At 53.9% G+C, this 23,903-nt stretch carries 19 protein-coding genes and 1 other annotated feature; of the genes, 11 read left to right on the top strand and 8 right to left on the bottom strand.

All coding sequences use genetic code 11. The annotated features are described in order from the left end of the window. Positions 1–101: 101 nt before the first annotated feature. Positions 102–3,479, top strand: a complete 3,378-nt coding sequence (gene mscK / locus ACLBVC_RS02815; RefSeq protein ID WP_410147935.1) for a mechanosensitive channel MscK — start codon at positions 102–104, stop codon at positions 3,477–3,479. A 66-nt stretch (positions 3,480–3,545) separates the two neighbouring features. Here the strand turns inward: mscK and rsmS are convergent, their stop codons facing one another. Both rsmS and priC read right to left on the bottom strand, forming a co-directional pair. Beyond that, positions 3,546–3,719 carry a pleiotropic regulatory protein RsmS gene (rsmS, locus tag ACLBVC_RS02810; RefSeq protein ID WP_101075801.1) on the bottom strand — a complete coding sequence of 58 codons (174 nt, stop codon included), beginning with the start codon at positions 3,717–3,719 and terminating at the stop codon, positions 3,546–3,548. A 95-nt stretch (positions 3,720–3,814) separates the two neighbouring features. Beyond that, positions 3,815–4,351: a primosomal replication protein PriC gene (priC, locus tag ACLBVC_RS02805; RefSeq protein ID WP_410147934.1), complete on the bottom strand. Its 537-nt coding sequence runs from the start codon at positions 4,349–4,351 to the stop codon at positions 3,815–3,817. A 135-nt stretch (positions 4,352–4,486) separates the two neighbouring features. Between priC and ACLBVC_RS02800 the strand changes: the two genes are divergently transcribed. The 9 genes from ACLBVC_RS02800 to ACLBVC_RS02760 all read left to right on the top strand — a co-directional run bounded on the left by ACLBVC_RS02800 (position 4,487) and on the right by ACLBVC_RS02760 (position 14,021). Next, entirely contained in the window at positions 4,487–4,855 is a 369-nt protein-coding gene (locus ACLBVC_RS02800) for a DUF454 family protein (RefSeq protein ID WP_410147933.1), read from the top strand. Positions 4,856–5,039: 184 nt separating this feature from the next. Continuing rightward, positions 5,040–5,591, top strand: a complete 552-nt coding sequence (apt, locus tag ACLBVC_RS02795) for an adenine phosphoribosyltransferase (RefSeq protein ID WP_104923034.1) — start codon at positions 5,040–5,042, stop codon at positions 5,589–5,591. 75 nt (positions 5,592–5,666) lie between these two features. Beyond that, positions 5,667–7,598 (top strand): DNA polymerase III subunit gamma/tau, encoded by a 1,932-nt coding sequence (dnaX, locus tag ACLBVC_RS02790; protein WP_410147932.1) that lies wholly within the window; start codon positions 5,667–5,669, stop codon positions 7,596–7,598. Beyond that, positions 6,931–6,995: a sequence feature (DnaX frameshifting element), on the top strand. (Overlaps the previous gene by 65 nt.) Positions 7,599–7,639: 41 nt before the next feature. After that, positions 7,640–7,969, top strand: a complete 330-nt coding sequence (locus ACLBVC_RS02785; protein WP_013576599.1) for a YbaB/EbfC family nucleoid-associated protein — start codon at positions 7,640–7,642, stop codon at positions 7,967–7,969. Then, entirely contained in the window at positions 7,969–8,574 is a 606-nt protein-coding gene (gene recR / locus ACLBVC_RS02780) for a recombination mediator RecR (protein WP_410147930.1), read from the top strand. Before ACLBVC_RS02785 ends, recR begins: the two co-directional genes overlap by 1 nt. Before the next feature lie 170 nt (positions 8,575–8,744). Further along, a complete protein-coding gene (gene htpG, locus ACLBVC_RS02775) occupies positions 8,745–10,610 on the top strand; it encodes a molecular chaperone HtpG (RefSeq protein ID WP_410148094.1) in 1,866 nt (621 codons plus the stop codon). 216 nt (positions 10,611–10,826) lie between these two features. Next, positions 10,827–11,471, top strand: coding sequence for an adenylate kinase (adk, locus tag ACLBVC_RS02770; protein ID WP_101075522.1), 645 nt, complete (start codon positions 10,827–10,829; stop codon positions 11,469–11,471). Between the two features lie 229 nt (positions 11,472–11,700). Beyond that, positions 11,701–12,663: a ferrochelatase gene (gene hemH / locus ACLBVC_RS02765; RefSeq protein WP_410147928.1), complete on the top strand. Its 963-nt coding sequence runs from the start codon at positions 11,701–11,703 to the stop codon at positions 12,661–12,663. 38 nt (positions 12,664–12,701) lie between these two features. Further along, the gene (locus ACLBVC_RS02760) at positions 12,702–14,021 is read left to right on the top strand and encodes an inosine/guanosine kinase (RefSeq protein WP_410147926.1); all 1,320 of its coding nucleotides are present in this window, start codon (positions 12,702–12,704) and stop codon (positions 14,019–14,021) included. A 1-nt stretch (position 14,022) separates the two neighbouring features. Here ACLBVC_RS02760 and ACLBVC_RS02755 read toward each other — a convergent pair whose 3' ends face one another. The 6 genes from ACLBVC_RS02755 to copA all read right to left on the bottom strand — a co-directional run bounded on the left by ACLBVC_RS02755 (position 14,023) and on the right by copA (position 22,784). Then, complete coding sequence (locus ACLBVC_RS02755; RefSeq protein ID WP_410147925.1) at positions 14,023–15,309, bottom strand: GGDEF domain-containing protein; 1,287 nt, start codon at positions 15,307–15,309, stop codon at positions 14,023–14,025. A 146-nt stretch (positions 15,310–15,455) separates the two neighbouring features. Next, positions 15,456–17,147, bottom strand: coding sequence for a YbaL family putative K(+) efflux transporter (gene ybaL / locus ACLBVC_RS02750; RefSeq protein ID WP_410147924.1), 1,692 nt, complete (start codon positions 17,145–17,147; stop codon positions 15,456–15,458). Positions 17,148–17,377: 230 nt separating this feature from the next. Continuing rightward, positions 17,378–18,595 carry an MFS transporter gene (locus ACLBVC_RS02745; RefSeq protein ID WP_410147923.1) on the bottom strand — a complete coding sequence of 406 codons (1,218 nt, stop codon included), beginning with the start codon at positions 18,593–18,595 and terminating at the stop codon, positions 17,378–17,380. A gap of 62 nt (positions 18,596–18,657) precedes the next feature. After that, positions 18,658–19,137 (bottom strand): Cys-tRNA(Pro)/Cys-tRNA(Cys) deacylase YbaK, encoded by a 480-nt coding sequence (ybaK, locus tag ACLBVC_RS02740; protein WP_410147922.1) that lies wholly within the window; start codon positions 19,135–19,137, stop codon positions 18,658–18,660. Between the two features lie 247 nt (positions 19,138–19,384). Further along, positions 19,385–20,185: a TraB/GumN family protein gene (locus ACLBVC_RS02735; RefSeq protein WP_410147921.1), complete on the bottom strand. Its 801-nt coding sequence runs from the start codon at positions 20,183–20,185 to the stop codon at positions 19,385–19,387. A gap of 49 nt (positions 20,186–20,234) precedes the next feature. Further along, complete coding sequence (gene copA / locus ACLBVC_RS02730; protein WP_410147920.1) at positions 20,235–22,784, bottom strand: copper-exporting P-type ATPase CopA; 2,550 nt, start codon at positions 22,782–22,784, stop codon at positions 20,235–20,237. Between the two features lie 195 nt (positions 22,785–22,979). On the opposite strand from copA, the gene ACLBVC_RS02725 reads away from it, so the two are divergent. After that, on the top strand, positions 22,980–23,900 hold the full coding sequence (locus tag ACLBVC_RS02725) for an extracellular solute-binding protein (protein ID WP_410147918.1): 921 nt from the start codon (positions 22,980–22,982) through the stop codon (positions 23,898–23,900). Positions 23,901–23,903: the final 3 nt, after the last annotated feature.

The following is a 23,903-nucleotide window of genomic DNA, read 5'->3' as shown; positions in this document are numbered from 1 at the left end:
GAAACGCTTTTCTCCTTCCTTTAAAGTCGAACACTGCTATTGTCATCTTCATATTATTCATTCGGCAAATGAGTTGAAGCTGACGTATGTTTATCCGGTGTATGACCGTTCCTGCAGATAACGTTTCTGTCCTGAAAAAAAATAGGATTTGGCGTGTTTTCGCGCTCGTGATTTATCTCTCATTCTTGATATTTTCCCTTTCCGGTCACGCCGCCAGCAACGATATTCCGACCCGTAATGAAGTCCAAAATCAGCTAGATGCGTTAAACCGGCAGAAGAATCTGACGCCGGTAGATAAATTGTCGCAGCAGGATTTGATTCATACGCTGGAATATCTTGATGCGTTAGATCGCGTTAAACAGGATGTCACTCAGCTTCATCAGCAGGTTGCCGAAGCGCCGCAGAAACTGCGTGTGGCGATGGACGGGCTTGATCAGTTAAAGAACAGCACCAAAGATGACGTTGATAAAGCGCAGCTTTCCGCGTTGTCGCTGCGTCAGCTGGAGAATCGCCTTAACGATACGCTCGACGATCTCCAGTCCTCTCAGGAAGATTTGTCGACGTTCAATACCCAGCTGATTTCGCTGCAAACCCAGCCCGAACGCGTGCAGAACGCGATGTACAGCTATTCTCTGGCGATTCAGAAAATCCGTAATCAGCTCAACGGAATGTCGCCGGGGCAACAGGATCTTCGCAATACACAACAAACCATGCTGGTGACGCAGCAGGCGCTGCTCAGCGCGCAGATTGATTTACAGCGCAAAAGCCTCGAGGCCAACACTACGTTGCAGGATTTACTGCAAAAGCAACGTGACTACACCAACGCACACATTAATGAGCTCGAACATACCGCGCAGTTATTGCAGGAAGTGGTGAATGGCAAGCGGCTGATATTGTCTGAGCGGACGGCGAAAGAAGCCCAGACGCCGGACGATACTTCGAACATTCAGAACGATCCGCTGGTGGCGCAGGAGCTGGAAATTAACCGCAAGCTCAGCGAACGTCTGATTGCCGCCACGGAAGAGGGCAACCAGCTGGTTCAGAAAAATATCACGGTAAAAAACTGGCTCGACCGCTCTGCGCAGGCCGAGCATGATCTTAAAGAGCAAATTACCGTGCTGAAAGGCAGCTTATTGCTTTCGCGGATCCTGTATCAGCAACAGCAAAATACCATTCCGCCGTCCGGCCTGATCACCGACATGAGCGCGCACATAGCCGATTTACGTCTCGAACAGTTCACTATTAACCAGCAGCGTGACGCGTTATTCCAGGGAGACAGCTACATTCAGGGCGTCGTTGCCACCAGCAAAGAAAACATTAACGAAGATATCAACGACGCGCTCGATCAGATTGTGGACATGCGCCGTGAACTGCTCGATCAGCTGAATAAACAACTCGGTAATCAGCTGTCTCTGGCAATCAATTTGCAGATTAACCAACAGCAGCTGGTAAGTATTAACCAGTCGCTAACTGAAACGCTCACGCAGCAAATTTTCTGGGTGAGCAGCAATAAACCGATGAACTGGGAATTCATAAAGTCGTTGCCTGACGATGTGAAAAACCAACTGAGCAGCCTGAGTTTTAATTTCCCGCGCGGCGAACTGATGATGGGCGCGCTGCATTCGTTGCCCGCCACGATCCCGGTTTTACTGGTTATTTTACTTTTGCTCTTGCGAAGGAAATACATCAACCAGCGCATCGAATCACTGAGCAACGATGTCGGTCAGCTCAAGCGCGACAGCCAGCTGCACACGCCCCAGGCGCTGATCCTTCTGGCGCTCAATGTGCTGCCGGGGGTGTTTCTGACGCTGGGTGTCGGCTACTGGCTTTCACAATGCGATATCGATTCGAGTGATTTTTTATGGACGCTGGCGCAGCGTCTGGCCGTCTTCCAGTTTGTGATGGGCTTCTGTTACCGGATGCTCAAACCGGGCGGAATTAATGAGCGCCACTTTAATACGCCGGTTGCCACGTGCGCACATTACCGACGTTCGGTGATCCGCCTGAGTCTGGTAATGTTACCGCTGATCTTCTGGTCGGTACGGGGTGAAAAAGCGCCGCTGGGGCTGGTGGACGACATCATCGGGCAGATAGTGATATTCCTGACCTTACTGGCGCTGAGCGTGCTGGTCTTCCCGATTGCCCGTGACGGCTGGCGGGAAAAAGACTCTCACAGCATTCGTCTCGTGATGGTCACGGCTATCGCGCTGGCACCGATTTTCCTGACCGGGCTGGTGGTTACCGGTTACTTTTACACCACGCTGCGTCTGGCGGGACGCTGGATTGACAGCCTTTATCTGTTGATTTTCTGGAACATTATCTACCTCACGGCGCTGCGCGGACTGAGCGTGGCGGCGCGACGGCTGGCTTATCGGCGTGCGCTGGCAAGGCGACAGACCGCCGTTGCGAAAGAGGGCGCGGAAGGGAATGAGCCGGTAGAAGAAGAACCGCCGCTGGGGTTAGATCAGATTAACCAGCAGTCTTTGCGGCTGACCACCATGGTGTTGTTCTTCATCTTTGCCACCGTGTTTTACTGGATTTGGTCCGATTTGCTGACGGTGATTTCATACCTCGACAGCATTTCGCTGTGGCATTACTCCGGCACAGTGGCCGGAACCGTGACGCAACAGACGGTCACGCTTGGAAATTTGCTGCTTGGATTCCTGGCGGTGATTGTAGCGTATGTTTTAACACGCAACTTGCCGGGATTGCTGGAAGTCGTGGTGCTTTCGCGCCTGCAACTGCGGCAGGGGACGTCGTACGCCATCACCACGATCCTGACCTATTCGATTACGGTGATTGGCGCGATAACTGCACTCGGATCGCTGGGTGTTTCGTGGGACAAATTGCAGTGGCTGGTGGCGGCGCTGTCGGTCGGGCTGGGCTTTGGTTTGCAGGAAATTTTTGCCAACTTCGTATCGGGTCTGATTATATTGTTCGAGCGTCCGGTGCGTATCGGCGATACCGTCACCATCGGTACGTTCTCGGGAACGGTCAGCCGCATTCGTATTCGCGCGACTACCATTATCGATTTCGACCGCAAAGAAGTGATCATCCCGAACAAAGCGTTCGTTACTGAGCGGCTGATTAACTGGTCGCTGAGCGACACAGTGACCCGCGTGCTGATCAAAATCGGTGTGGCTTACGGATCGGATCTCGACAAAGTGAAAGAGATCTTATTTCAGGCGGCACATGAAAATCCGCGCGTGATGAACGATCCTTCGCCGCTGGTGTTCTTCCTGAATTTCGGTGCCAGCACGCTGGATCACGAACTGCGAGTTTATGTGCGTGAACTGGGGGATCGCAGCTATACCGTCGATGAGCTTAATCGCAGCATTGATAAACTTTGCCGCGAAAACGACATTAATATCGCCTTCAATCAGCTGGAAGTGTATCTGCATAACCAGGACGGGAACGAAGTGCAGGAAGTGAAGCGGTCGCTGAAACAGCCGGGAGACGAACCGGACGCGCTGCCGTAGAGCTAATTACCGCCGGACAATCCAGGGGAAAGCCACGGGTTCCCCTGAAGCAGGCAGCCGGACGGCTTAAAGATAACTGATAGAAAGCGTGTTTTTGCTGTTTTTCAGCTTTTCCTGATAATCGCGCTGAACGATTTCCAGTGCTGCAAGAGCCGTCTCGGGCGCAATTTCATTGCATTCAAGCAGGTAAATCAGATCGACAGCAAGCTGAAGTTCGGGGGGCGCATTTTCTACTGACATATTAGCCAACATTATTAGAAGCAGGTTTTGGACTTATCATTATAGATAAGAAAAGGCGGGCTCTGAACGCCGGATTCAAAAAATGTGACAAAGATTCAAAAACCTTTTTCCTGACGCTCGATTTGTCTCTCAATTTTAGCCAGCGCCTGACGACAACGCATCAGACGGCCTTCCAGCGCAGCCAGTTCTTTCTGTACCCGCTGCTGATCGGCGAAAGTAGCCAGTTGTCCGAGCGTCGTTTCCCTGTCTTCAATCATTGCCACCAGACGGCGCTCAAACTGCTGAGTTTCCGCCAGTCGCGTATAGTTATCATGGCTTTTGCGTTCCGTCGTCTGGTGCGTTTTCCGTAATGTTTGCGTCGCCAGTTCGCGCTGCATGGCGGTAATTTGCGCCACCAGTCGTTCGGCAATAAAAGCCACCTGCGCCGAACGCTTTTCGACAACTTCCTGATTCAGTTGCTGCAAATTGATTTTGATTTCAGCCAGATAATCCCGCAGACGGGTGCCTTTGGTTGAAAACAGGGCGACATCAAAGCGTGCCTGAGAGGCCGAAACGTGGCCAATCGGCTCAATTTCCCGCGCCAGCGTTTCTATTTGCTGATCAAGGACATGTAAAATTCGTTCTGTGCTCACGGCGACTCTCCTTGGGTGACGCGCCTAGCTTACCTGTAACCCCCTGCGATACAAGCCTCATCCGGATATGACAGCAATCTCACACTTGTTTACACTGGGACACATCTTTCCTCATCCTGAAACCTGAACCTCTCCATGAAACGTGTTCTGTTGATTATCGCTGGCTGGATATGCGTCGTGCTGGCCACGCTGGGTGTCGTCCTGCCGTTGCTACCAACGACGCCTTTTTTGCTGCTCGCCGCCTGGTGTTTTGCCCGTTCATCGCCGCGTTTCCACCAATGGTTACTCCATCGTTCATGGTTTGGCGGTTACCTTCGCCACTGGCAGCAACATCGTGCGTTGCCAAAAGGGGCAAAACCCAAAGCAGTGATCCTGATCGCAGTGACTTTCGCCATTTCGATTTATTTTGTCCCGCTATTATGGGTACGTATTCTATTGGTCTGCATGATGTTTATGTTGCTGATCATGATGTGGCGATTACCAGTGGTTGACCTTGAGCAATAAAAAAGGTGATCATGTCCGGCTGCGGGTTGCTTTTTAAAGCAGCTTTGCATAGATTTGGGCATCTCGTACGTCGGTGCGCTCCCAATTTCCTTCCTTAAACGGCATGCTTTATATGAGCGTGACGGGGGACATTTGACCGCCCGCGTTTAAGTATGAACAGCAGCTTTATCAGGCAATTAACATTATGACCGCTACCGCACAGCAGCTACAGTTTATTAAAGACAGTATTAAGACCATCCCTGACTATCCTAAGCCGGGCATACTGTTCCGTGACGTCACCAGCTTGCTGGAAGACCCGAAAGCTTATGCTGCAAGCATTCAGTTACTGGCCGATCGTTACCGCGACGCCGGTGTGACCAAAGTGGTCGGCACTGAAGCACGGGGTTTCCTGTTTGGCGCACCGGTTGCCTTGGTTCTGGGCGTGGGTTTTGTCCCCGTTCGCAAGCCAGGCAAATTACCGCGTGAAACTATAAGCGAAACGTATGATCTTGAATACGGTACTGACAGCCTTGAAATCCACGTTGATGCTATTCAACCTGGCGAAAAAATCCTGGTGATCGACGATTTGCTGGCAACGGGTGGCACGATTGAAGCCACTGCGAAACTGATCCGCCGTTTGGGTGGGGAAGTGACCGACGCCGCGTTCATCATCAACCTGCCGGAACTCGGCGGTGAAAAACGCCTCAACGATTTAAGCATCAACTGCTACAGCCTGGTTTCTTTCGACGGGCATTGATCCAGACAAGCCTCGCCTGCTCAGGCGAGGCTGTGATAGCATTGCCTTCATGATCCCCTGACTTTCCCGGTATTAATGAGCTATCAGGTTCTTGCCCGTAAGTGGCGCCCCCAAACTTTTGCCGACGTCGTCGGACAGGAACATGTGCTGACCGCACTGGCTAATGGCCTGTCGCTCGGGCGCATCCATCACGCTTACCTGTTTTCCGGTACCCGCGGCGTGGGGAAAACCACCATTGCCCGCTTGCTGGCGAAAGGGCTTAACTGCGAAACCGGCATCACATCCACACCTTGTGGCGTTTGTGATAACTGCCGCGAAATTGAGCAGGGCCGTTTTGTTGATCTGATCGAAATCGACGCCGCTTCCCGCACCAAAGTTGAAGATACCCGCGAATTGCTCGATAACGTGCAATACGCGCCGGCACGTGGCCGCTTCAAAGTTTATCTGATTGATGAAGTTCACATGCTCTCGCGCCACAGCTTTAATGCGCTGTTGAAAACGCTGGAAGAGCCGCCGGAGCATGTTAAATTCCTGCTGGCGACCACGGATCCGCAAAAATTACCGGTCACAATTTTATCGCGTTGTTTGCAGTTCCATCTGAAGGCGCTGGACGCTGAACAGATCCGCAAACAGCTCGAACACGTTTTAACTGAAGAAACCATCACGACTGAACCGCGTGCGCTTCAGCTGCTTTCCCGCGCGGCGGACGGCAGTATGCGTGATGCGCTGAGCCTTACCGACCAGGCGATCGCCATGGGGCAGGGCGCGGTGACGACAGAAACCGTGGCGCAGATGCTCGGTACGCTTGACGACGAACAGCCGCTGGCCATGCTTGAAGCGCTGGTCAGTGCGGACGGCGGCCAGATGATGGCGCAGGTGGAACAGGCCGCATCGCGTGGCGTGGACTGGGAAAATCTGCTGGTGGAAACGCTGGCATTGCTGCACCGCATTGCGATGGTTCAGTTGTTACCTTCCGTCCTCGATAATCATTACGCCGCGATCGAACAACGTTTGCGTGAGCTGGCGCGGGTGATTCCTCCAGCTGACGTCCAGCTTTACTACCAGACATTACTGATTGGCCGCAAAGAGCTGGCGTACGCACCGGACAAACGCATGGGCGTTGAAATGACGTTGCTGCGCGCGCTGGCCTTCCATCCGAAAGTGATTATTGCAGAACCGGCGCCTCAGCAGGTGGCGGCACCTGCGTACGCTCCACCACAGGCACCGGCGCCGCAAGCTCCACAGAATTATTCGTCACCGCCACAGCAGGGCAATGCTGAACCGGCGCAGATGCCGGACACCACGGCCCAGCTTTTGCAGGCGCGAACCCAGTTGCTCAGGCAGGGGAGTACCACCCCAAAAAAAGCTGAGCCGGCAGCGCCAGGAAAAGCGCGGCCGGCAAATTCAGCACTGGAGCGCCTCGCTTCGGTGACTGAACGTGCGCAGACAATGGCCAGCGTGAAGAAAGAACCCGCTGCGCCGGTAAAAGAAGAAGCGTACCGCTGGGTTGCGCAGAACGAGCCGGAAGAAGCGCCGGAACCGGTCGCCACGCCAAAAGCATTACGTGCCGCGCTGGAACATGAGAAATCGCCGGAACTGGCTTCACGTCTCGCCGAAGAAGCCATTGAGCGTGACGCATGGGCCGCTCAGATTAGCCAGATGCCAATGCCAAAGCTGGTACAACAACTGGCACTGAATGCATTTTGTGAGCAACCTGAGCCGGGCAAAATTTGCCTGCATCTGCGTTCATCGCAAAAGCACCTGAATTCGCCGTCGGCGCAGAAAGTACTGACGGATGCCTTATCGGCACAGCATCAGACTCCGGTTGAACTGACCGTGGTGGAAGATGATAATCTGGCGGTGAAAACGCCGCTGGAATGGCGTCAGGCCATTTATGAAGAAAAGCTGGCGCAGGCGCGTCAGTCTATTATTGCGGATAACAACATTCAGACTTTGCGTCGTTTCTTCGATGCTGAGCTGGATGAAGAAAGTATTCGCCCTATTTAAACGCCGCGGTTGTGACGCGGCCATTGCTGAGAGAGAAGACTATGTTTGGAAAAGGCGGCATTGGTAACCTGATGAAACAGGCCCAGCAAATGCAGGAAAAAATGCAACAAGCTCAGGCGGAAATCGCTCAGCTGGAAGTCACCGGTGAATCAGGCGCTGGCCTGGTCAAAATCACCATCAACGGTGCGCACAACGTGCGTCGCGTTGAGATCGATCCAAGCCTGCTGGAAGACGATAAAGACATGCTGGAAGATCTGATCGCTGCGGCGTTCAACGATGCCGCCCGTCGTATCGACGAAACTCAGAAAGAAAAAATGGCAGCCGTTTCTGGCGGCATGCAATTGCCACCAGGCTTTAAGATGCCATTCTGATGCAAACCAGCCCTCTCCTTGAATCTTTAATGGAGGCGTTGCGTTGCCTGCCGGGCGTTGGCCCGAAGTCAGCGCAGCGTATGGCATTCCAGCTGCTGCAACGCGATCGCAGCGGCGGAATGCGGCTGGCGCAGTCTTTAACGCGCGCCATGTCTGAAATTGGTCACTGTGCCGATTGCCGTACTTTTACCGAGCAGGAAATCTGTACGATTTGCGCCAATCCACGGCGTAAAGAGAACGGTCAGATTTGCGTGGTCGAAAGCCCGGCGGACATTCACGCGATAGAACAAACCGGTCAGTTTTCCGGTCGCTATTTTGTGCTGATGGGTCACCTGTCACCGCTGGATGGCATCGGGCCGGACGATATTGGTTTAGGCCGTCTGGAAGAGCGTCTGGAGAGTGAAAACATCCAGGAAGTGATTCTGGCGACTAACCCGACAGTTGAAGGTGAAGCGACCGCGAACTACATCGCAGAAATGTGCGGCCAGTATGGCGTGCTGGCGAGCCGTATTGCGCACGGTGTGCCGGTCGGTGGCGAGCTGGATATGGTTGACGGCACCACGCTGTCGCATTCCCTTGCCGGGCGTAATCCTTTCAAGTTCTGACTGTTATTGCCGGGCGCACCTTGCTGCGCCCGGCATTATTTCTGCTATCCCTCTGCATTTCTTCTTAAAAATTTTTCCTTGTGCTTGAAAACCTCTGCGCATAACCCCACTTACTCCTCAACGTCTGATTTGGTCACTAACAGTATCTGGATTGAGGTAATTTGATGAGTATGAAAGGACAAGAGACACGCGGGTTCCAGTCTGAAGTAAAACAACTGCTTCATCTGATGATCCATTCTCTGTATTCAAACAAAGAAATTTTCCTGCGCGAGTTAATCTCTAACGCCTCTGATGCCGCGGACAAACTGCGCTTTCGCGCGCTGTCTACGCCTGAACTGTATGAAGGCGACGGCGAGCTGCATGTGCGTCTGGCGTTTGATAAAGAAAAACGCACCCTGACGCTGAGCGATAACGGCATCGGGATGACTCGCGATGAAGTCATCGACAACCTCGGGACTATCGCGAAATCCGGCACCAAGGCTTTCCTGCAATCTGTCGGTTCAGAACAGGCTAAAGACAGCCAGCTGATCGGCCAGTTTGGTGTGGGCTTCTACTCTGCCTTCATCGTGGCAGACAAAGTGACCGTGCGCACCCGTGCGGCAGGCGCCAGCGCAGATGAAGGCGTGTTTTGGGAATCCGCCGGAGAAGGCGAATACACCCTGGCTGATATCGAAAAAGCCGATCGCGGGACCGAAATCACCCTGCACCTGCGTGAAGATCAGGACGAGTTCCTGGATGACTGGCGCGTGCGTTCTATCATCAGCAAATATTCCGACCACATTGCGCTGCCGGTTGAAGTCGAAACCCGCAACGAAGAAGACGGCACCTTGACCTGGGAACAAATCAATAAAGCGCAGGCTTTGTGGACCCGCGGTAAATCGGAAGTGACCGACGAAGAATACAACGAATTCTACAAACACATTTCCCATGATTTCAGTGATCCGCTGAGCTGGAGCCATAACCGCGTTGAAGGCAAACAGGAATACACCAGCCTGTTGTACATCCCTTCACAGGCACCGTGGGACATGTGGAACCGTGATCACAAACACGGTCTGAAACTGTATGTTCAGCGCGTGTTCATCATGGACGAAGCCGAGCAGTTCATGCCGAACTACCTGCGTTTCGTGCGGGGTCTGATAGATTCCAACGATCTGCCGCTGAACGTTTCGCGTGAAATCCTTCAGGACAGCCGTATTACCCAGAACCTGCGTAGCGCGCTGACCAAGCGTGTTCTGCAAATGCTGGAAAAACTGGCGAAAGACGACAACGAGAAATATCTGCAATTCTGGAAACAGTTTGGTCTGGTATTGAAAGAAGGCCCGGCAGAAGACGGCGCGAACAAAGAAACCATCGCCAAACTGCTGCGTTTCGCCAGCACTCGCAACGACAACAGCGCGCAAACTCTGTCGCTGGAAGAGTATGTGGCGAAAATGGTGGAAGGTCAGGACAAGATTTATTACATCACTGCCGACAGCTATGCCGCCGCGAAGAGCAGCCCGCATCTGGAACTGTTCCGCAAAAAAGGCATTGAAGTTCTGCTATTGTCTGACCGCATCGACGAATGGATGATGAGCTATCTGACTGAGTTCGATGGCAAAACCTTCCAATCCGTCAGCAAAGCCGACGAAACGCTGGACAAACTGGCTGACGAAAGCGAAGAGCAGAAAGAAGCAGAGAAAGCGCTGGAGCCGTTCGTTGAACGTGTGAAAACGCTGCTGGGCGAACGCGTGAAAGAAGTGCGTCTGACGCACCGTCTGACCGACACGCCAGCTATCGTCACCACCGGCGCGGACGAAATGACCACGCAGATGGCGAAACTGTTTGCCGCTGCGGGCCAGGACGCGCCTGAAGTGAAATACATCTTCGAGCTGAACCCGGAACACGCACTGGTGAAACGGGCTTCCGACGTCACCGAAGAAGCCCAGTTCAGCGAGTGGATCGAACTGTTGCTCGATCAGGCGCTGTTTGCTGAACGCGGCACGCTGGAAGATCCAAACCTATTTATCCGCCGCATGAATACGCTGTTACAGGCGTAATTTTCCGGTCTGATTGAACAGAGACAAGAAGGGCGTCGCGCAAGCGATGCCCTTTTTTACAGGGTATTTTTGCACGGTCTGACAGATGTTTATCCCCGTCAATACAGGGCATAACCCGCTGCCCGAAAGGCGTGTTCCTTGAGCATCTTCGCCCGGAATGGTATGGTTGACCGTTTTTCGAATTCTATAAAAATTACATGCAAGGGGATTTACGCAATGCGTATCATTCTGCTGGGCGCTCCGGGCGCAGGTAAGGGTACTCAGGCTCAATTCATCATGGAGAAATTTGGCATTCCGCAAATTTCTACCGGTGATATGTTGCGCGCCGCTGTGAAGGCCGGAAGTGAGCTCGGCAAGAAAGCAAAAGAGATTATGGATGCCGGTAAACTGGTCACCGATGAACTGGTTATCGCGCTGGTGAAAGAACGTATTCAGCAGGAAGATTGCCGTAACGGTTTCCTGTTAGACGGTTTCCCGCGCACGATCCCACAGGCTGACGCCATGAAAGACGCAGGCATCAGCGTGGATTACGTGCTGGAATTCGATGTGCCTGACGAACTGATCGTTGACCGTATCGTTGGCCGTCGTGTACACCCTGGCTCTGGCCGCGTGTACCACATCCAGTACAACCCGCCGAAAGTTGAAGGCAAAGACGATGTCACTGGCGAAGAACTGATCACCCGTAAAGACGATCAGGAAGAAACCGTGCGTAAACGTCTGGTGGAATACCATGAGCTGACTGAGCCGCTGATTTCCTACTACAGCAAAGAAGCCGCTGCGGGTAACACCCAATACGTCAAAATTGACGGTACACAGCAGGTTTCCGCAGTGCGTGATGAACTGGCTAAAATTTTAGGCTAATCCTCACCGGTTCTGCACTACCACGGGGTGACTTCGGTCGCCCCGTTTGTTTTTGTGCCCCTCGAAGTATTACGGGTAATTAATAGCAATTCGCACTGATAGCTAATGCCGTTGTTCCGTTCGTCTTTGTTTTGGTTACAATGACGTGCGCCACTTTGTGATGAACAACTAAACGGCGGCGCCCATCTTTTCACAACGGCTTCAGGGCCTTCAATGTAGGAAATTCCGCATGACGCAGACCAAATTTGGTGTCCTTCTGGTCAATCTCGGGACACCGGAAGCACCAACTCCGCAGGCCGTTAAAAAATATCTGGCTGAGTTTTTGAGTGATATCCGCGTTGTGGATACCCCACGTCTGCTGTGGTGGCCTATTCTGAATTTCGTGATTTTGCCCCTGCGTTCCCCGCGCGTTTCCAAATTGTATAAAGCAGTCTGGATGGAAGAAGGCTCACCGCTGATGGTGTACAGCCGCCGTCAGCAAAAGGCACTGGCAGAACGTCTGCCAGGCACGCCGGTGGAACTGGCAATGAGCTATGGCAAACCGGGCATGAAAGATCCGATTGAAAAATTGCTGTCGCAGGGTGTAACGAAAATGGTCGTTCTGCCGCTTTATCCGCAATATTCCTGTTCCACCAGCGCGGCCGTGTTTGATGGCGTGGCGCGCGTGCTTAAATCTAAGCGCCGTCTGCCTTCCCTGAGCTTTATCCGCGATTACGCCACGCATCCGGCGTACATTTCAGCGCTGAAAGCCAGCATCGAACGTTCATTTGCTCAGCATGGTGAACCTGACCGTCTGGTGCTCTCCTTCCACGGGATCCCGAAACGTTTTGTTGCGGAAGGCGATGATTATGAAAAACGCTGCCATGAAACGGCGCAGGCGCTGATCGAGGCGCTGCAACTGCCGGCCGGCAAAATTATGCTGACGTTCCAGTCGCGTTTTGGCCGCGAACCCTGGCTGACGCCGTATACCGATGAAACGCTGAAAGGCCTTCCGGCTCAGGGCGTTAAGCACATTCAGATTATCTGCCCGGGCTTTGCGGCGGACTGTCTGGAGACGCTGGAAGAAATCAAAGAAGAGAATCGTGAGATTTTTATTCATGCAGGCGGCGAGCGCTTCGAATATATTGACGCCTTAAACGACCAGTCTGAGCATATCGATTTGTTGCAACAGCTGGTGACTCAGCACTTCTGAATGAAGCCTGAGCTTATTGAATATCCTGAGAATAATGCATGAAATTTCCTGGTAAACGTAAGTCTAAACACTATTTTCCGGTCAGCGCACGTGACCCTTTGCTGCGTGATTCCATGTTGCAGGAGATGCAGCCGGAATCAGAAGGCGGCGCGTCTTATATCGTGGGTATCGACCAGACCATGGTAGATATTGAAGCGCGCGTGGATGAAAATTTTGTGGCCCGCTACGGGCTGACACCCGGCGAATCCAACATTCTGAATGATGAAATGTCGGAAGCGCTTTACCAGGAACTGAGAAGTCATGATCTCATTTCTCATCAGTTTGCGGGCGGCACCGTTGGCAATACGTTACACAACTATTCCGTGCTGGCCGATGACCGTTCCGTCCTGCTCGGCGTGATGTGCAGCAACGTGAAGATTGGCGATTACGCCTACCGTTATCTGTGTAACACGTCCAGCCGTGTCGATCTCAATTATCTGCAAGGCGTCGACGGCGCAATTGGCCGATGCTTCACGCTGATCAGCGATACCGGCGAACGCACTTTTGCCATCAGCCCGGGTAAAATGAACGAACTCCGCGCCTCAAGCGTGCCGGAAGAGGTCATTGCCGGCGCGTCTGCGCTGCTGCTGACGTCTTATCTGTTGCGCAGCAAACCCGGCGAACCGATGCCGGAAGCGACAATGCAGGCGATTGAATACGCGAAAAAACATCAGGTACCGGTGGTCTTAACGCTCGGTACGCAATACGTTATTGCCGACGATCCGCAGGCCTGGCGTGATTTCCTGCGTGATCACGTTTCGATTCTGGCGATGAACGAAGACGAGGGTTTCGCGCTGACCGGTCTGAAAGACCCGCTGATGGCCGCAGACAAGGCGCTGGAGTGGGTGGATCTGGTGTTGTGTACCGCCGGGCCAAACGGTTTGTTCATGGCGAGTTACACCGAAGAAGAATTTAAGCGTACCACGCAACATCCTTTGTTGCCGGGCGCGATTGCTGAATTCAACCAGTATGAATTCAGCCGTGCCATGCGCCGTGACTGCTGCCAGCAGCCGATGAAAATTTATTCGCATATCGCGCCGTATATGGGCGGGCCGGAAAAAATCATGAATACCAACGGGGCGGGTGATGGCGCGTTATCAGCACTGTTGCACGATATCGCGGCTAACGGATTCCACCGCAGTTCGGTGCCTAATTCCAGCAAACATGCGCGTGAATACCTGACCTATTCGTCGCTGGCGCAGGTGTGTAAATACGCCAACCGCGTGAGTTATCAGGTGCTGAATCAGCATTCACCGCGCCTGACGCGGGGTTTGCCGGAACGTGAAGACAGCCTCGAAGAGAGTTACTGGGAGCGTTAAGTTAGTGTGACGGGGGGCGTTCCCCCGTTAGCGAATCTTTGGCTGACGCAGCCTGAACCCGGTTTCTGCCGGAGGTTTTTGCCTGATAAAGCGCGTCGTCCACGCGTTTAAACAAACGGGTAAAATCCTCTCCGGCTTCATACTGTGCTACGCCCACGCTGACTGTGAACGGCGGGATCCCCGGGACTGCCTGTTCCTCGACTATTTTTCGCAACGATTCGGCGACATGCATCGCACCTTCCAGACCGGTCAGCGGAAGTAAAATCAAAAACTCCTCGCCTCCCCAGCGGAAAACCGTATCTGTTTCACGGATCCCCGTTTCCAGCGTTCTTGCCAGCATCACCAGCGTGTCATCACCTTTGTTGTGTCCGTAACGGTCATTAATGGCTTTGAAATGATCGGCATCGACCAGCATCAGGCTGAAATTGTGCGTTCTTTGCGGATTCTGCGTGCGGGCATTTTCCACCAGTTGCATAAACTGACGGCGGTTTCCCACGCCGGTCAGCGGATCCAGCAACGCCGCACGCTCCAGCTCCTGCTCAAGGCGCTTCTGTTCAGTAATATCATGAATAATGCACAGCATCAGCCGCGTGCCGTCCACCACCACCGGCCCGGCGTAAGTCTGCACATGGCGCAGATTTCCGTCTGCCAGTTTATGTACAAACGTCAGGGGCTTATGGCCGCCGGGAAGGCGGGCAATTTCATGCATCACGGGCAACACGTCCTGCCCCATCGCATTGATTTCCCAGGTGTGTTTCAGGCACATTTCATCGCGTGAATAGCCATAAAACCGTGTAGCGGCCTGATTGGCATCGACAATCTGACCATTATTTTCAGGCGCGATGAGCAGCATCGGTGCGCTGTTGGTCTGGAAGAAACGTTCATAGAAACCGCTTTCGTCGCGACGATAAGGCTTGGTTTCATCGGGGAAAGGGGTAATAACCGGAGCGCTGGCGGACGAGGCGTGCGAGCCTTCGAACACGATGGCCGGTTCCTGAATCCCGAATTTAGCAAGAGAAACGCGGCAACTTAGCGGAAATGCGCGGCCTTCTTTATGGATGGTCCAGATTTCAACAATCTGGTCGCCTTTCTTTAAATTGGGCAGATAGGCTTCGAGAGATTCCTGGGAATAAACAGAGTACTGGCCGTTGCGCAGTGGCCCCAAAAGGCTGTTGCCTGCCAGCTTTCTTGCCTCAGTGTTGGCAAAAAGAATGTGCTGGCTGTGCGCCGAAACGATCCAGACCGGCGTACTTAAAATGTTTAACGTTTCCAGATGGGATAACAACATTGCGCCTACCGATCACTATTTGGCATAAACACAGAATACAGAGAATTGATTTGAATTCGAATATTTTTACAGAGGGGAGTTAAAGGAATAATGCGCAGAGGAAAAAGAGGCTCAGTCAGTGTACTGAGCCTCTGTTTTTTGCCCGATCAGATCGGGCAGAAAGGCCGTTTTTCTTCTTCAGTCATGATATCGATTTGCAGCATATCGATCATGCTGTTGGCGATTTCACGCTCGCCCATCACCACGCGGTCGGCGCCGCGCTCCATAATATACGTAACTTCGTCATCGTAATGCGCGCGGGCGATAATCTCGATATTCGGGCGTTTGGTACGGGCTGATGCGACGATTTCACCGGCTTCATAACCGTTCGGGATTGTCACCAGCAGCCAGCGTGCGCAGTCAAGACGTGCCAGATCCATAATTTCCTGATTGGCGGCGTTCCCCAGTACCGTGCTGATCCCCTGTTCACGCAAGGCTTCGACGCGTGGGCGGGAATTTTCGATGACCACCAGCGGAATTCCGGCAGCCTGAAGCTTCTCGCCGAGCAGGCTTCCAACGCGGCCATAACCGACCAGCAGGGCGTGATTACACAGATCAAACGGGATCTGCTTTTCGTCTTCCACGGCTTCTTCAACGCTCTGATCTTCGATGGTCTCGGTTTTCTCCAGATACTTTTCCAGCAAGCTGAAGAGCAACGGGTTAAACATTATCGACAGGATTGCGCCCCCCAGAACCAGATTACGGCCATGTTCTGACAGCAACCCAAGGGAGATCCCCAGACCGGCAAGGATAAACGCGAATTCACCGATCTGCGCCAGACTGACTGAAATCGTCAGCGCCGTACGCCGCGAGTGCCCGAACATTTTTACCAGGAAGAAAGCGGCAACCGACTTACCGAGCACGATAATCGCCAGCGTGGCGAGAACCGTCAGGGGCTCACGCACCAGAATCATCGGATCGAACAGCATGCCGACTGACACGAAGAACAGCACAGCGAAAGCATCACGCAGCGGCAAGGTATCGTGCGCGGCACGCTGGCTGAGTTCGGATTCGTTCAGCACCATCCCGGCGAAGAACGCACCCAGAGCAAACGATACGTCGAAGAATTCGACTGCGCCGTAGGCGATGCCCAGCGCCAGTGCCAGAACCGACAGCGTAAACAGCTCTCGTGAACCGGTGCTGGCGGTTTTGGCCAGGATCCATGGCACTACGCGGCGGCCAACCACCATCATCAGCACCATGAAAGCAATCACTTTGCCGATCGTCACGGCCAGGCCGGTCAGCAGTTCCACCGGGCTTGAATGATGGCTTTCCAGCATGCCGCTGAAAGCCGGTAACAGAACCAGCGTCAGCACCATCACCAGATCTTCAACAATCAGCCAGCCGATGGCGATTTGTCCACGCTGGCTTTCAATGAGTTGCCGTTCTTCCAGTGCCCGCAGTAAAACCACGGTACTGGCAGTGGACAGACAAAGCCCGAAGACCAGACCGGTCGCTAAATCCCAGCCCATCAGATGTGATAACCCCATCCCAAGCAGCGTCGCTACCGCGATTTGCGCTACAGCGCCGGGAATGGCTATCGACTTTACCGCGAGTAAATCTTTCATGGAGAAATGCAAACCGACGCCAAACATCAGCAAGATGACGCCAATTTCTGCCAGCTCCGGAGCAAGAGATGTATCAGCAACGAAGCCCGGTGTAAAAGGCCCGGCCAGCACGCCTGCGGCGAGATAGCCAACCAGAGGGGATATTCGCAGGCGGTTGGCGAGCATTCCTAACAGGAAAGCGAGTACCAGACCGCCGACGATGGTAGTGATAAGAGGCGTAGAATGATGCATTCAGACTCCTTCTGGTTATGCGTGGCACAAATGTGTTGCAGATTGTTTCTAAGTTTATGGTAAAAATCGTTTACGCGTTGGTGTTTTTTGGCCTTTTTTGCGTTAAATGCCCGACAGGCCATAAAAAAAAATCGAACGGACGATTTAAATGGGTTTTCGCGGGTGAATCTCAAGAGGCAACGGCTTTTTTTGCTGCCGATAAATGAATATCGGCAGCGGAAGGGAATGCTTCAGGCCTGTTTACGTTCAATATTTGGCAGGAATGCCGTCAAAATCCCCAGCAATGGCAGGAAGGCACAAATTTGATAAACCAGTTCGATGCTGGTTTTATCTGCCACATAGCCCAGAACCGCAGCGCCGAGGCCGCCCATGCCGAAAGCCAGGCCGAAGAACAGCCCCGAAACCATACCGACTTTCCCCGGCATCAGTTCCTGCGCAAACACCAGAATCGCCGAAAATGCTGAGGCCAGAATCACGCCGATAATGACGCTCAGAACGCTGGTCCACATCAGATTGGCGTGCGGCAAAAGCAGGGTAAATGGCGCGACGCCGAGAATTGACGCCCATATGACGTATTTGCGCCCAATCTTATCCCCGACCGGGCCGCCGATAATGGTCCCGGCCGCCACGGCAAACAGGAAAACGAACAGATGGATTTGCGCGTTTTGCACTGAAACACCAAATTTATGAATCAGATAGAAGGTGTAGTAACTGCTCAGGCTGGTCAGGTAAAAATACTTCGAGAACACCAGCACCAGTAAAATCCCCAGCGACATCGCCACGGTTTTACGCGGCAACACGGTCACGGTATTTTTCACCGGCCCGTGCTTTTTCGCGATCTGATGCTGCTGGCGATACCACTTGCTGATTTGCAGCAGAACGACAATGCCGAGCAGCGCTGCCAGTGAGAACCACGCGACGTTGCCTTTGCCGTAAGGTGCAATAATTAATGCCGCCAGCAATGGACCGAGGGATGCCCCGAAATTCCCGCCCACCTGGAACAGAGATTGTGCCAGCCCGTGACGTCCGCCGGAAGCCATACGTGCCACGCGTGACGATTCCGGATGGAACACCGACGAACCTGTACCGACCAGTGCGGCGGCCAGCAGCACAACCGGGAAACTTTGCGCCACGGCCAGCAACAGCAGGCCCGAGAGCGTAAAGCCCATGCCAATGGGCAGCGAATACGGCTGCGGATGTTTATCGGTGTAATAGCCAATCAGCGGTTGCAGCAGCGACGCGGTAATCTGATACGTCAGCGTGATCAGGCCAATCTGGGTAAAACTGAGTGAGAACTCGTTTTGCAGCAACGGATAGATCGCCAGAATCAGCGACTGAATCATGTCGTTGAGCAAATGAGAAACGCTGATCGCCGCCAGAATAGAAAATGCAGTCTTTTTGACTGCGTCTTTCTGCGGGCTGTCTGGCGTGGCCGTATTGTCGGTCATAGCAGATGAACCTGTCTTATTTGTGCATATAGGGAATGCGTGTCGGGAATGCGTCGATCCGGTCAGCCGGCTTTAGCGATCTCAGCAAACTGGCCTTTCAGTAAGCGGCAAAGATCGCCTGCCGCCAGTTCAAGATCAAGCCCGCGTTTACCCCCTGATACATAAATAGTGGAGAAAGTCTGCGCCGTGCTATCTATCACCGTCGGCAGCAGCTTTTTCTGCCCCAGCGGGCTGATGCCGCCCACCAGATAACCGGTTACGCGCTGTGCTATGACGGGATCGGCCATATCGGCTTTTTTAGCGCCAAGCGCTTTGGCGACTTTCTTCAGATCCAGCATTGATGCCACCGGCGTGACGGCAACGGCGAGATTTTTGGGATCGCCATTCAGTGAAACCAGCAATGTTTTGTAGACCTGACGCGCATCCAGCCCGAGCTTTTTCACCGCCTCGTCGCCAAAGTTGGTTTCGTCGCTGCTGTGTTCATACGGGTGAAGGGTAAAACTGACTTTATTTTTTTCCAGGAGCAATACGGCAGGGGTCATACCTGTCTCCTTATTTTGCTTTTTTGTTCGAAAAAACGTCATCAGCTCAATCTGATGAAATTTAACAACAAAGTATCTTTATTACGCGGAGGGGAAATAGTAGAGCAATGAATGGTTATTGCCAAGACCCGCTACAGGTTGCTACCCTGTGCGCGCCGGTGCTGTGCCTGAAAAGGCTTGCACTGAAGCTATAACAAAAAAATGAAATTCCTCTTTGACTGGCCGGCCTTAAAAACCGGCCATTTTTTTATCCTTTCAACAATTCCGGCAGATTCCCTTCACCATACAAATGCAGCGCGCCGACGGCGACCACGTAATTTCCCGGCGGAAGTTCGGAAAGCTGTTTTTTCCAGCGCAGGTTGCGCTGATTCATCAGAATATCGTAGAGATCGTTGCTGAACGTATTCGGCAGCTGTTCAATCGGCAGACCCGGTTTGGCATCAAGCCACCAGCTGATCATGGTTTGCAGCAATCGGGCGTTGGTGTGCCAGTGCGTCAGCGTGTCTTCGAGCAGCGCTCTGCCGCCGTCGGGCAGTTGCTGCAACAGTTCAAACTGTTCCTGCGGCCCTTCGAGTTCGATGACCTGTGTGTTCTGCTGCTTTGCTGATTGCAGCAACTGATAGTCGATGCCGTAATCCCCGCGCAATCCGAGACGCTGCGCCTGTGTTGCCTGCAACATCAGCGCGACCTGCCACGAAGGAAGCGGGTTCAGCGTCCACATAGAAACGCCAAGCTCTTCGCATAAGCGTTCAACGTGGAGATATTCGGATTCGGTCAGACGATCGGCCAGAGCCGGAAATTCACCGGACATGCTGAACGGGGATTCTGTTCCGCTGATATCGGCTTCGACAATCAGGGCATCGGCTTTTTGCAGGCGGTGCAAGAGAGCCGCGGGCAGCGGTTGCATATCCTGCGTGCCCATATGAATGCTGCCGACCAGATGCAGCGAGCGGTTGCCGGGCAGCCGGATATCCATGGCAGGATATGAATACTCGACAGGAAACAGCCTGCGTAGCCAGCTGAAAGCCTGGTTGAAAAACTGCGCCATATCGCATGGTCTCCCGAAAAATGAGAGACCATGCTAACGCGTCAGCGTTTTAGCGAACAGAGGAAACGTCTTGTTTTTTCGGGGTAAAGCGTAAGAGGCGGTTTGCGTTAGTGACAACAGTAATGGAAGACAACGCCATCGCCGCGCCTGCGACAACCGGGCTGAGCAATGTGCCGGTCAGCGGGTAGAGCACGCCTGCGGCAACCGGAATGCCAATCACGTTATACACGAACGCGCCTAACAGGTTCTGCTTCATATTGCGCAGCGTGGCCTGTGACATCGCCAGTGCATCGGCAACGCCGTTCAGGCTTGGCCGCATCAGCGTGATGGCTGCCGTTTCAATCGCCACATCGCTGCCGCCACCCATTGCAATCCCGACATTCGCCTGCGCCAGTGCGGGCGCATCGTTAATGCCATCGCCAATCATCGCAACCTGCTGGCCTTTGGCCTGCAACGCTTTAATCGCCTCGGCTTTTCCTTCCGGACGCACACCGGCAATCACGGTATCGATGCCTGCCTGCGCGGCAATAGCTTGTGCTGTGCGCTGATTATCGCCGGTCAGCATCACCAGCTGATAACCTAGCTGATGCAGACGTTGCAGCGCGGCAATGCTGTCATTGCGCAGCGGATCCCGTAGGGCGAACAGCGCAGCAATTTCACCGTCTACCGCCAGAAGGACCGGCGTTGCACCTTGCTCTGACATCGCTTCCAGCAGCGCATCGGCCTGCTGCGTACCGACGCCGTTTTCCTGCATCAGCGCCTGATTCCCCAGCAACAACGTTTTGCCTTCTGCTTCACCGCGCAGGCCCAGCCCGCCGAGCGTGCGGAAATTCTGCACGTCAGGTATCGCCAGATCCTCCGCTTTATCGACAATCGCCTGCGCGAGCGGGTGGTGCGAGCCCTGCTCCAGCGCTGCGGCAAAGCGCAGTGCCTGCTGTTCAGTGACACCGCCGAAGGTGTGAATCTCCGTCACTTTCGGCTGGCCTTCTGTCAGCGTCCCGGTTTTATCGAAAACCAGCGTTGAAAGCGTGCTGGCTTTTTGCAGGGCATCGGCGTCACGAACCAGCACACCAAACTCAGCAGCGCGTCCGACTCCGGCAGTAATAGACATCGGCGTCGCGAGCCCCAGTGCGCAAGGGCAGGCGATGATGAGTACCGTGGTGACGATCACCAGCGTATACATCAGCTGTGGCTGCGGGCCGAGGAAATACCAGATTGCCCCGCTGAACAGGGCAATCAGCACCACGACGGGTACGAAGACGGACGAGATTTTATCCGCCAGTTTGCCGATTTCCGGTTTGCTGCTTTGCGCTTCCCGCACCAGTTTGATGATGCGCGAAAGCGTGGTCTGGCTGCCAATCGCATCCGCACGGAACAACACGCTGCCGTCTCTGACCAGCGTGCCGGCATGCACTTTTTCGCCCTGAGATTTTTGTTGCGGGACAGGTTCGCCGGTCAGCATCGCTTCATCCATCCACGCTTCGCCGCTCTGGATTTCGCCGTCAACCGGAACGCGGTCGCCTGTGGTCAGGCGCAGCGTCATACCCTGCTGCACATCGGCCAGCGGCAGCGTTTTTTCGCCTTCCGCAGTCACCACACGCGCCGTTGGCGGTGTGAGATCCAGCAGGCGTTCCAGAGCTTGTGACGAGCGCTGACGCCCGCGTTGTTCCAGCGCATGGCCGAGGTTAATCAGGCCGATGATCATCACGCTGGCTTCGTAATAAAGATGCCGCGCCTGCATCGGAAAGGCATCCGGCCAGAGGCTGACGGAAATGGAATAAATCCACGCCGCACCGGTGCCGAGTGACACCAGCGTGTCCATATTGGCGCTACCGTGCATCAGGCTTTTCCACGCGCTGCGGTAGAAATGGCCGCCTGCTACAATCATTATCAGCAGCGTCAGCAGGCCGACAATCAGCCAGCCGGTCTGGTTGCTGGCGGTGACCATCATTTCTCCGCCCAGCAATCCCCACAACATCAGCGGGATACCCACCGACAGCCCGACCGCCGCCTGCCAGCTGAAACGGATCATGCTTCTGCGCGCCGTTTGCTGCTGGCGCTCGCGGCGTTTTGTTTCATCAATAATGATTTCAGCACCGTAACCCGCGCGTTCAACCGCTGCAATCAGGGCATTCTGGTCAGCATCACCGCTGACCAGCGCACTGCGTTCCGCCAGATTGACCCGCGCACGTTCGACGCCATTCACGCCTTCCAGCGCCCGCTGCACTTTACTGACACAGCTGGCGCAGCTCATGCCGCTGAGCAGCAGCTGCACGCTGTCGTCGGCGGCCGAGGTTTGAAACACATGGTTTTCAGCCGGAACAGGTGACGCGGCCGCTGACAGGGGTTCCGGCAAAACACTCGCCTTATCGGTCAGCGGCTCAGATTTTGGGGACGCGTCTTCCAGCAGTTGGGCTTCGTACCCGGCATTCACGACGGCGTCGATCAGGCTCTGGCTGCTGGCGTCGCCTTTTACTATGGCTTTATCCAGAGAAACTTCAACGGCGGTGGTGCCGTCAACCGCTTCGAGCGCTTTACGCGTTGAGGCCACACAATGCCCGCAGGACAGGCCTTGCAGAGATAATACGGTGGTGGTCATGGTTATTTTCCTTGGGTTAGCTTTCACTCATGACAGAGGATAAACCTTCCAGCAAGGGGAAGGTCAAGCAACGGTTTTCGCCTTACCGGTATTTTTCATTTTTCTCTCATTTACACTTTATTTAGAAATTCCCTTGCGGATTGGCTTATCGTTATCTCCAAAATTATATAGCGATGAAGGGTAAGGGGATTTTCAATGGCAAAAATGCAGACAACACTTCTGATTATGGCGGGGTTAATGGCGGCGCAGGCTTCCCAGGCTGCGGATGATTTTCGCGTCACCTATGCCGGTTCTATGGGCGTGGTGATGGATAAGTATCTGGGGCCGGATTTTGCGAAGCAGAACAAGGTGAATTATCAGGGCCAGGGGCAGGGTGCGTACGGCATGGCAAACCTGCTGGCGTCGAAAAAAGTGGTGGCGGACGTTTTTGTTTCCATCACACCGGGGCCGGTTGAAATCCTGCAAAAAGCGGGCATGGCCGGGCAGGCGATCCCGGTGGCCAGCACCAGCATGGTCATTGCTTATAATCCGAAAGGAAAGTATGCCGAAAAATTTGCCGCGATAAAGGAAGGCAAAGCGGGCGCTGAGCCGTGGTGGAAAGTGCTGCAAACCCCGGGATTACAATTCGGCCGCACCGATCCGGTCAGCGATCCTCAGGGCCAGAACATTATTTTCACCATGATGCTGGCCGAAAATTACTACAAACAGCCGGGTCTGGAAAAAGCCGTGCTGGGCGATGTGCAGAATACTAAGCAGATTTCGGGCGAGGGCGGTCTTCTGACCCGCCTGGAAGCTGGTCAGGTTGATGCCGCGTCGGGCTACGAAAGCGCCACGATTTCTGCGCACCTGCCGTACATCAAACTGCCAGATGAAATCAACCTGAGCAATCCGCAGATGTCGAAAGACTGGTACAGCCAAGTGACTTTCAACGTGAGAGATTCTAACGGCAAAGAGAAAACGCTGAGCACGCAGCCGCTGGTCTTCTACGCGGTGGTGCTGAACAACGCGCCGCATCCGAAACTGGCGAAAGAATTTATCGCTTACCTGCAAAGCGCCAAGGGCCAGAAACTGTTTGAACAAAACGGCTACGACAAACCTAAAGGCGGAAACCTTTAAGTT

It is taken from the genome of Rahnella selenatireducens, from assembly GCF_046449555.1.
Taxonomy (GTDB): domain Bacteria; phylum Pseudomonadota; class Gammaproteobacteria; order Enterobacterales; family Enterobacteriaceae; genus Rahnella; species Rahnella selenatireducens.
Note: the sequence above shows the minus strand (reverse complement) of the source record. Positions and strands in the feature narration are given on the sequence as shown.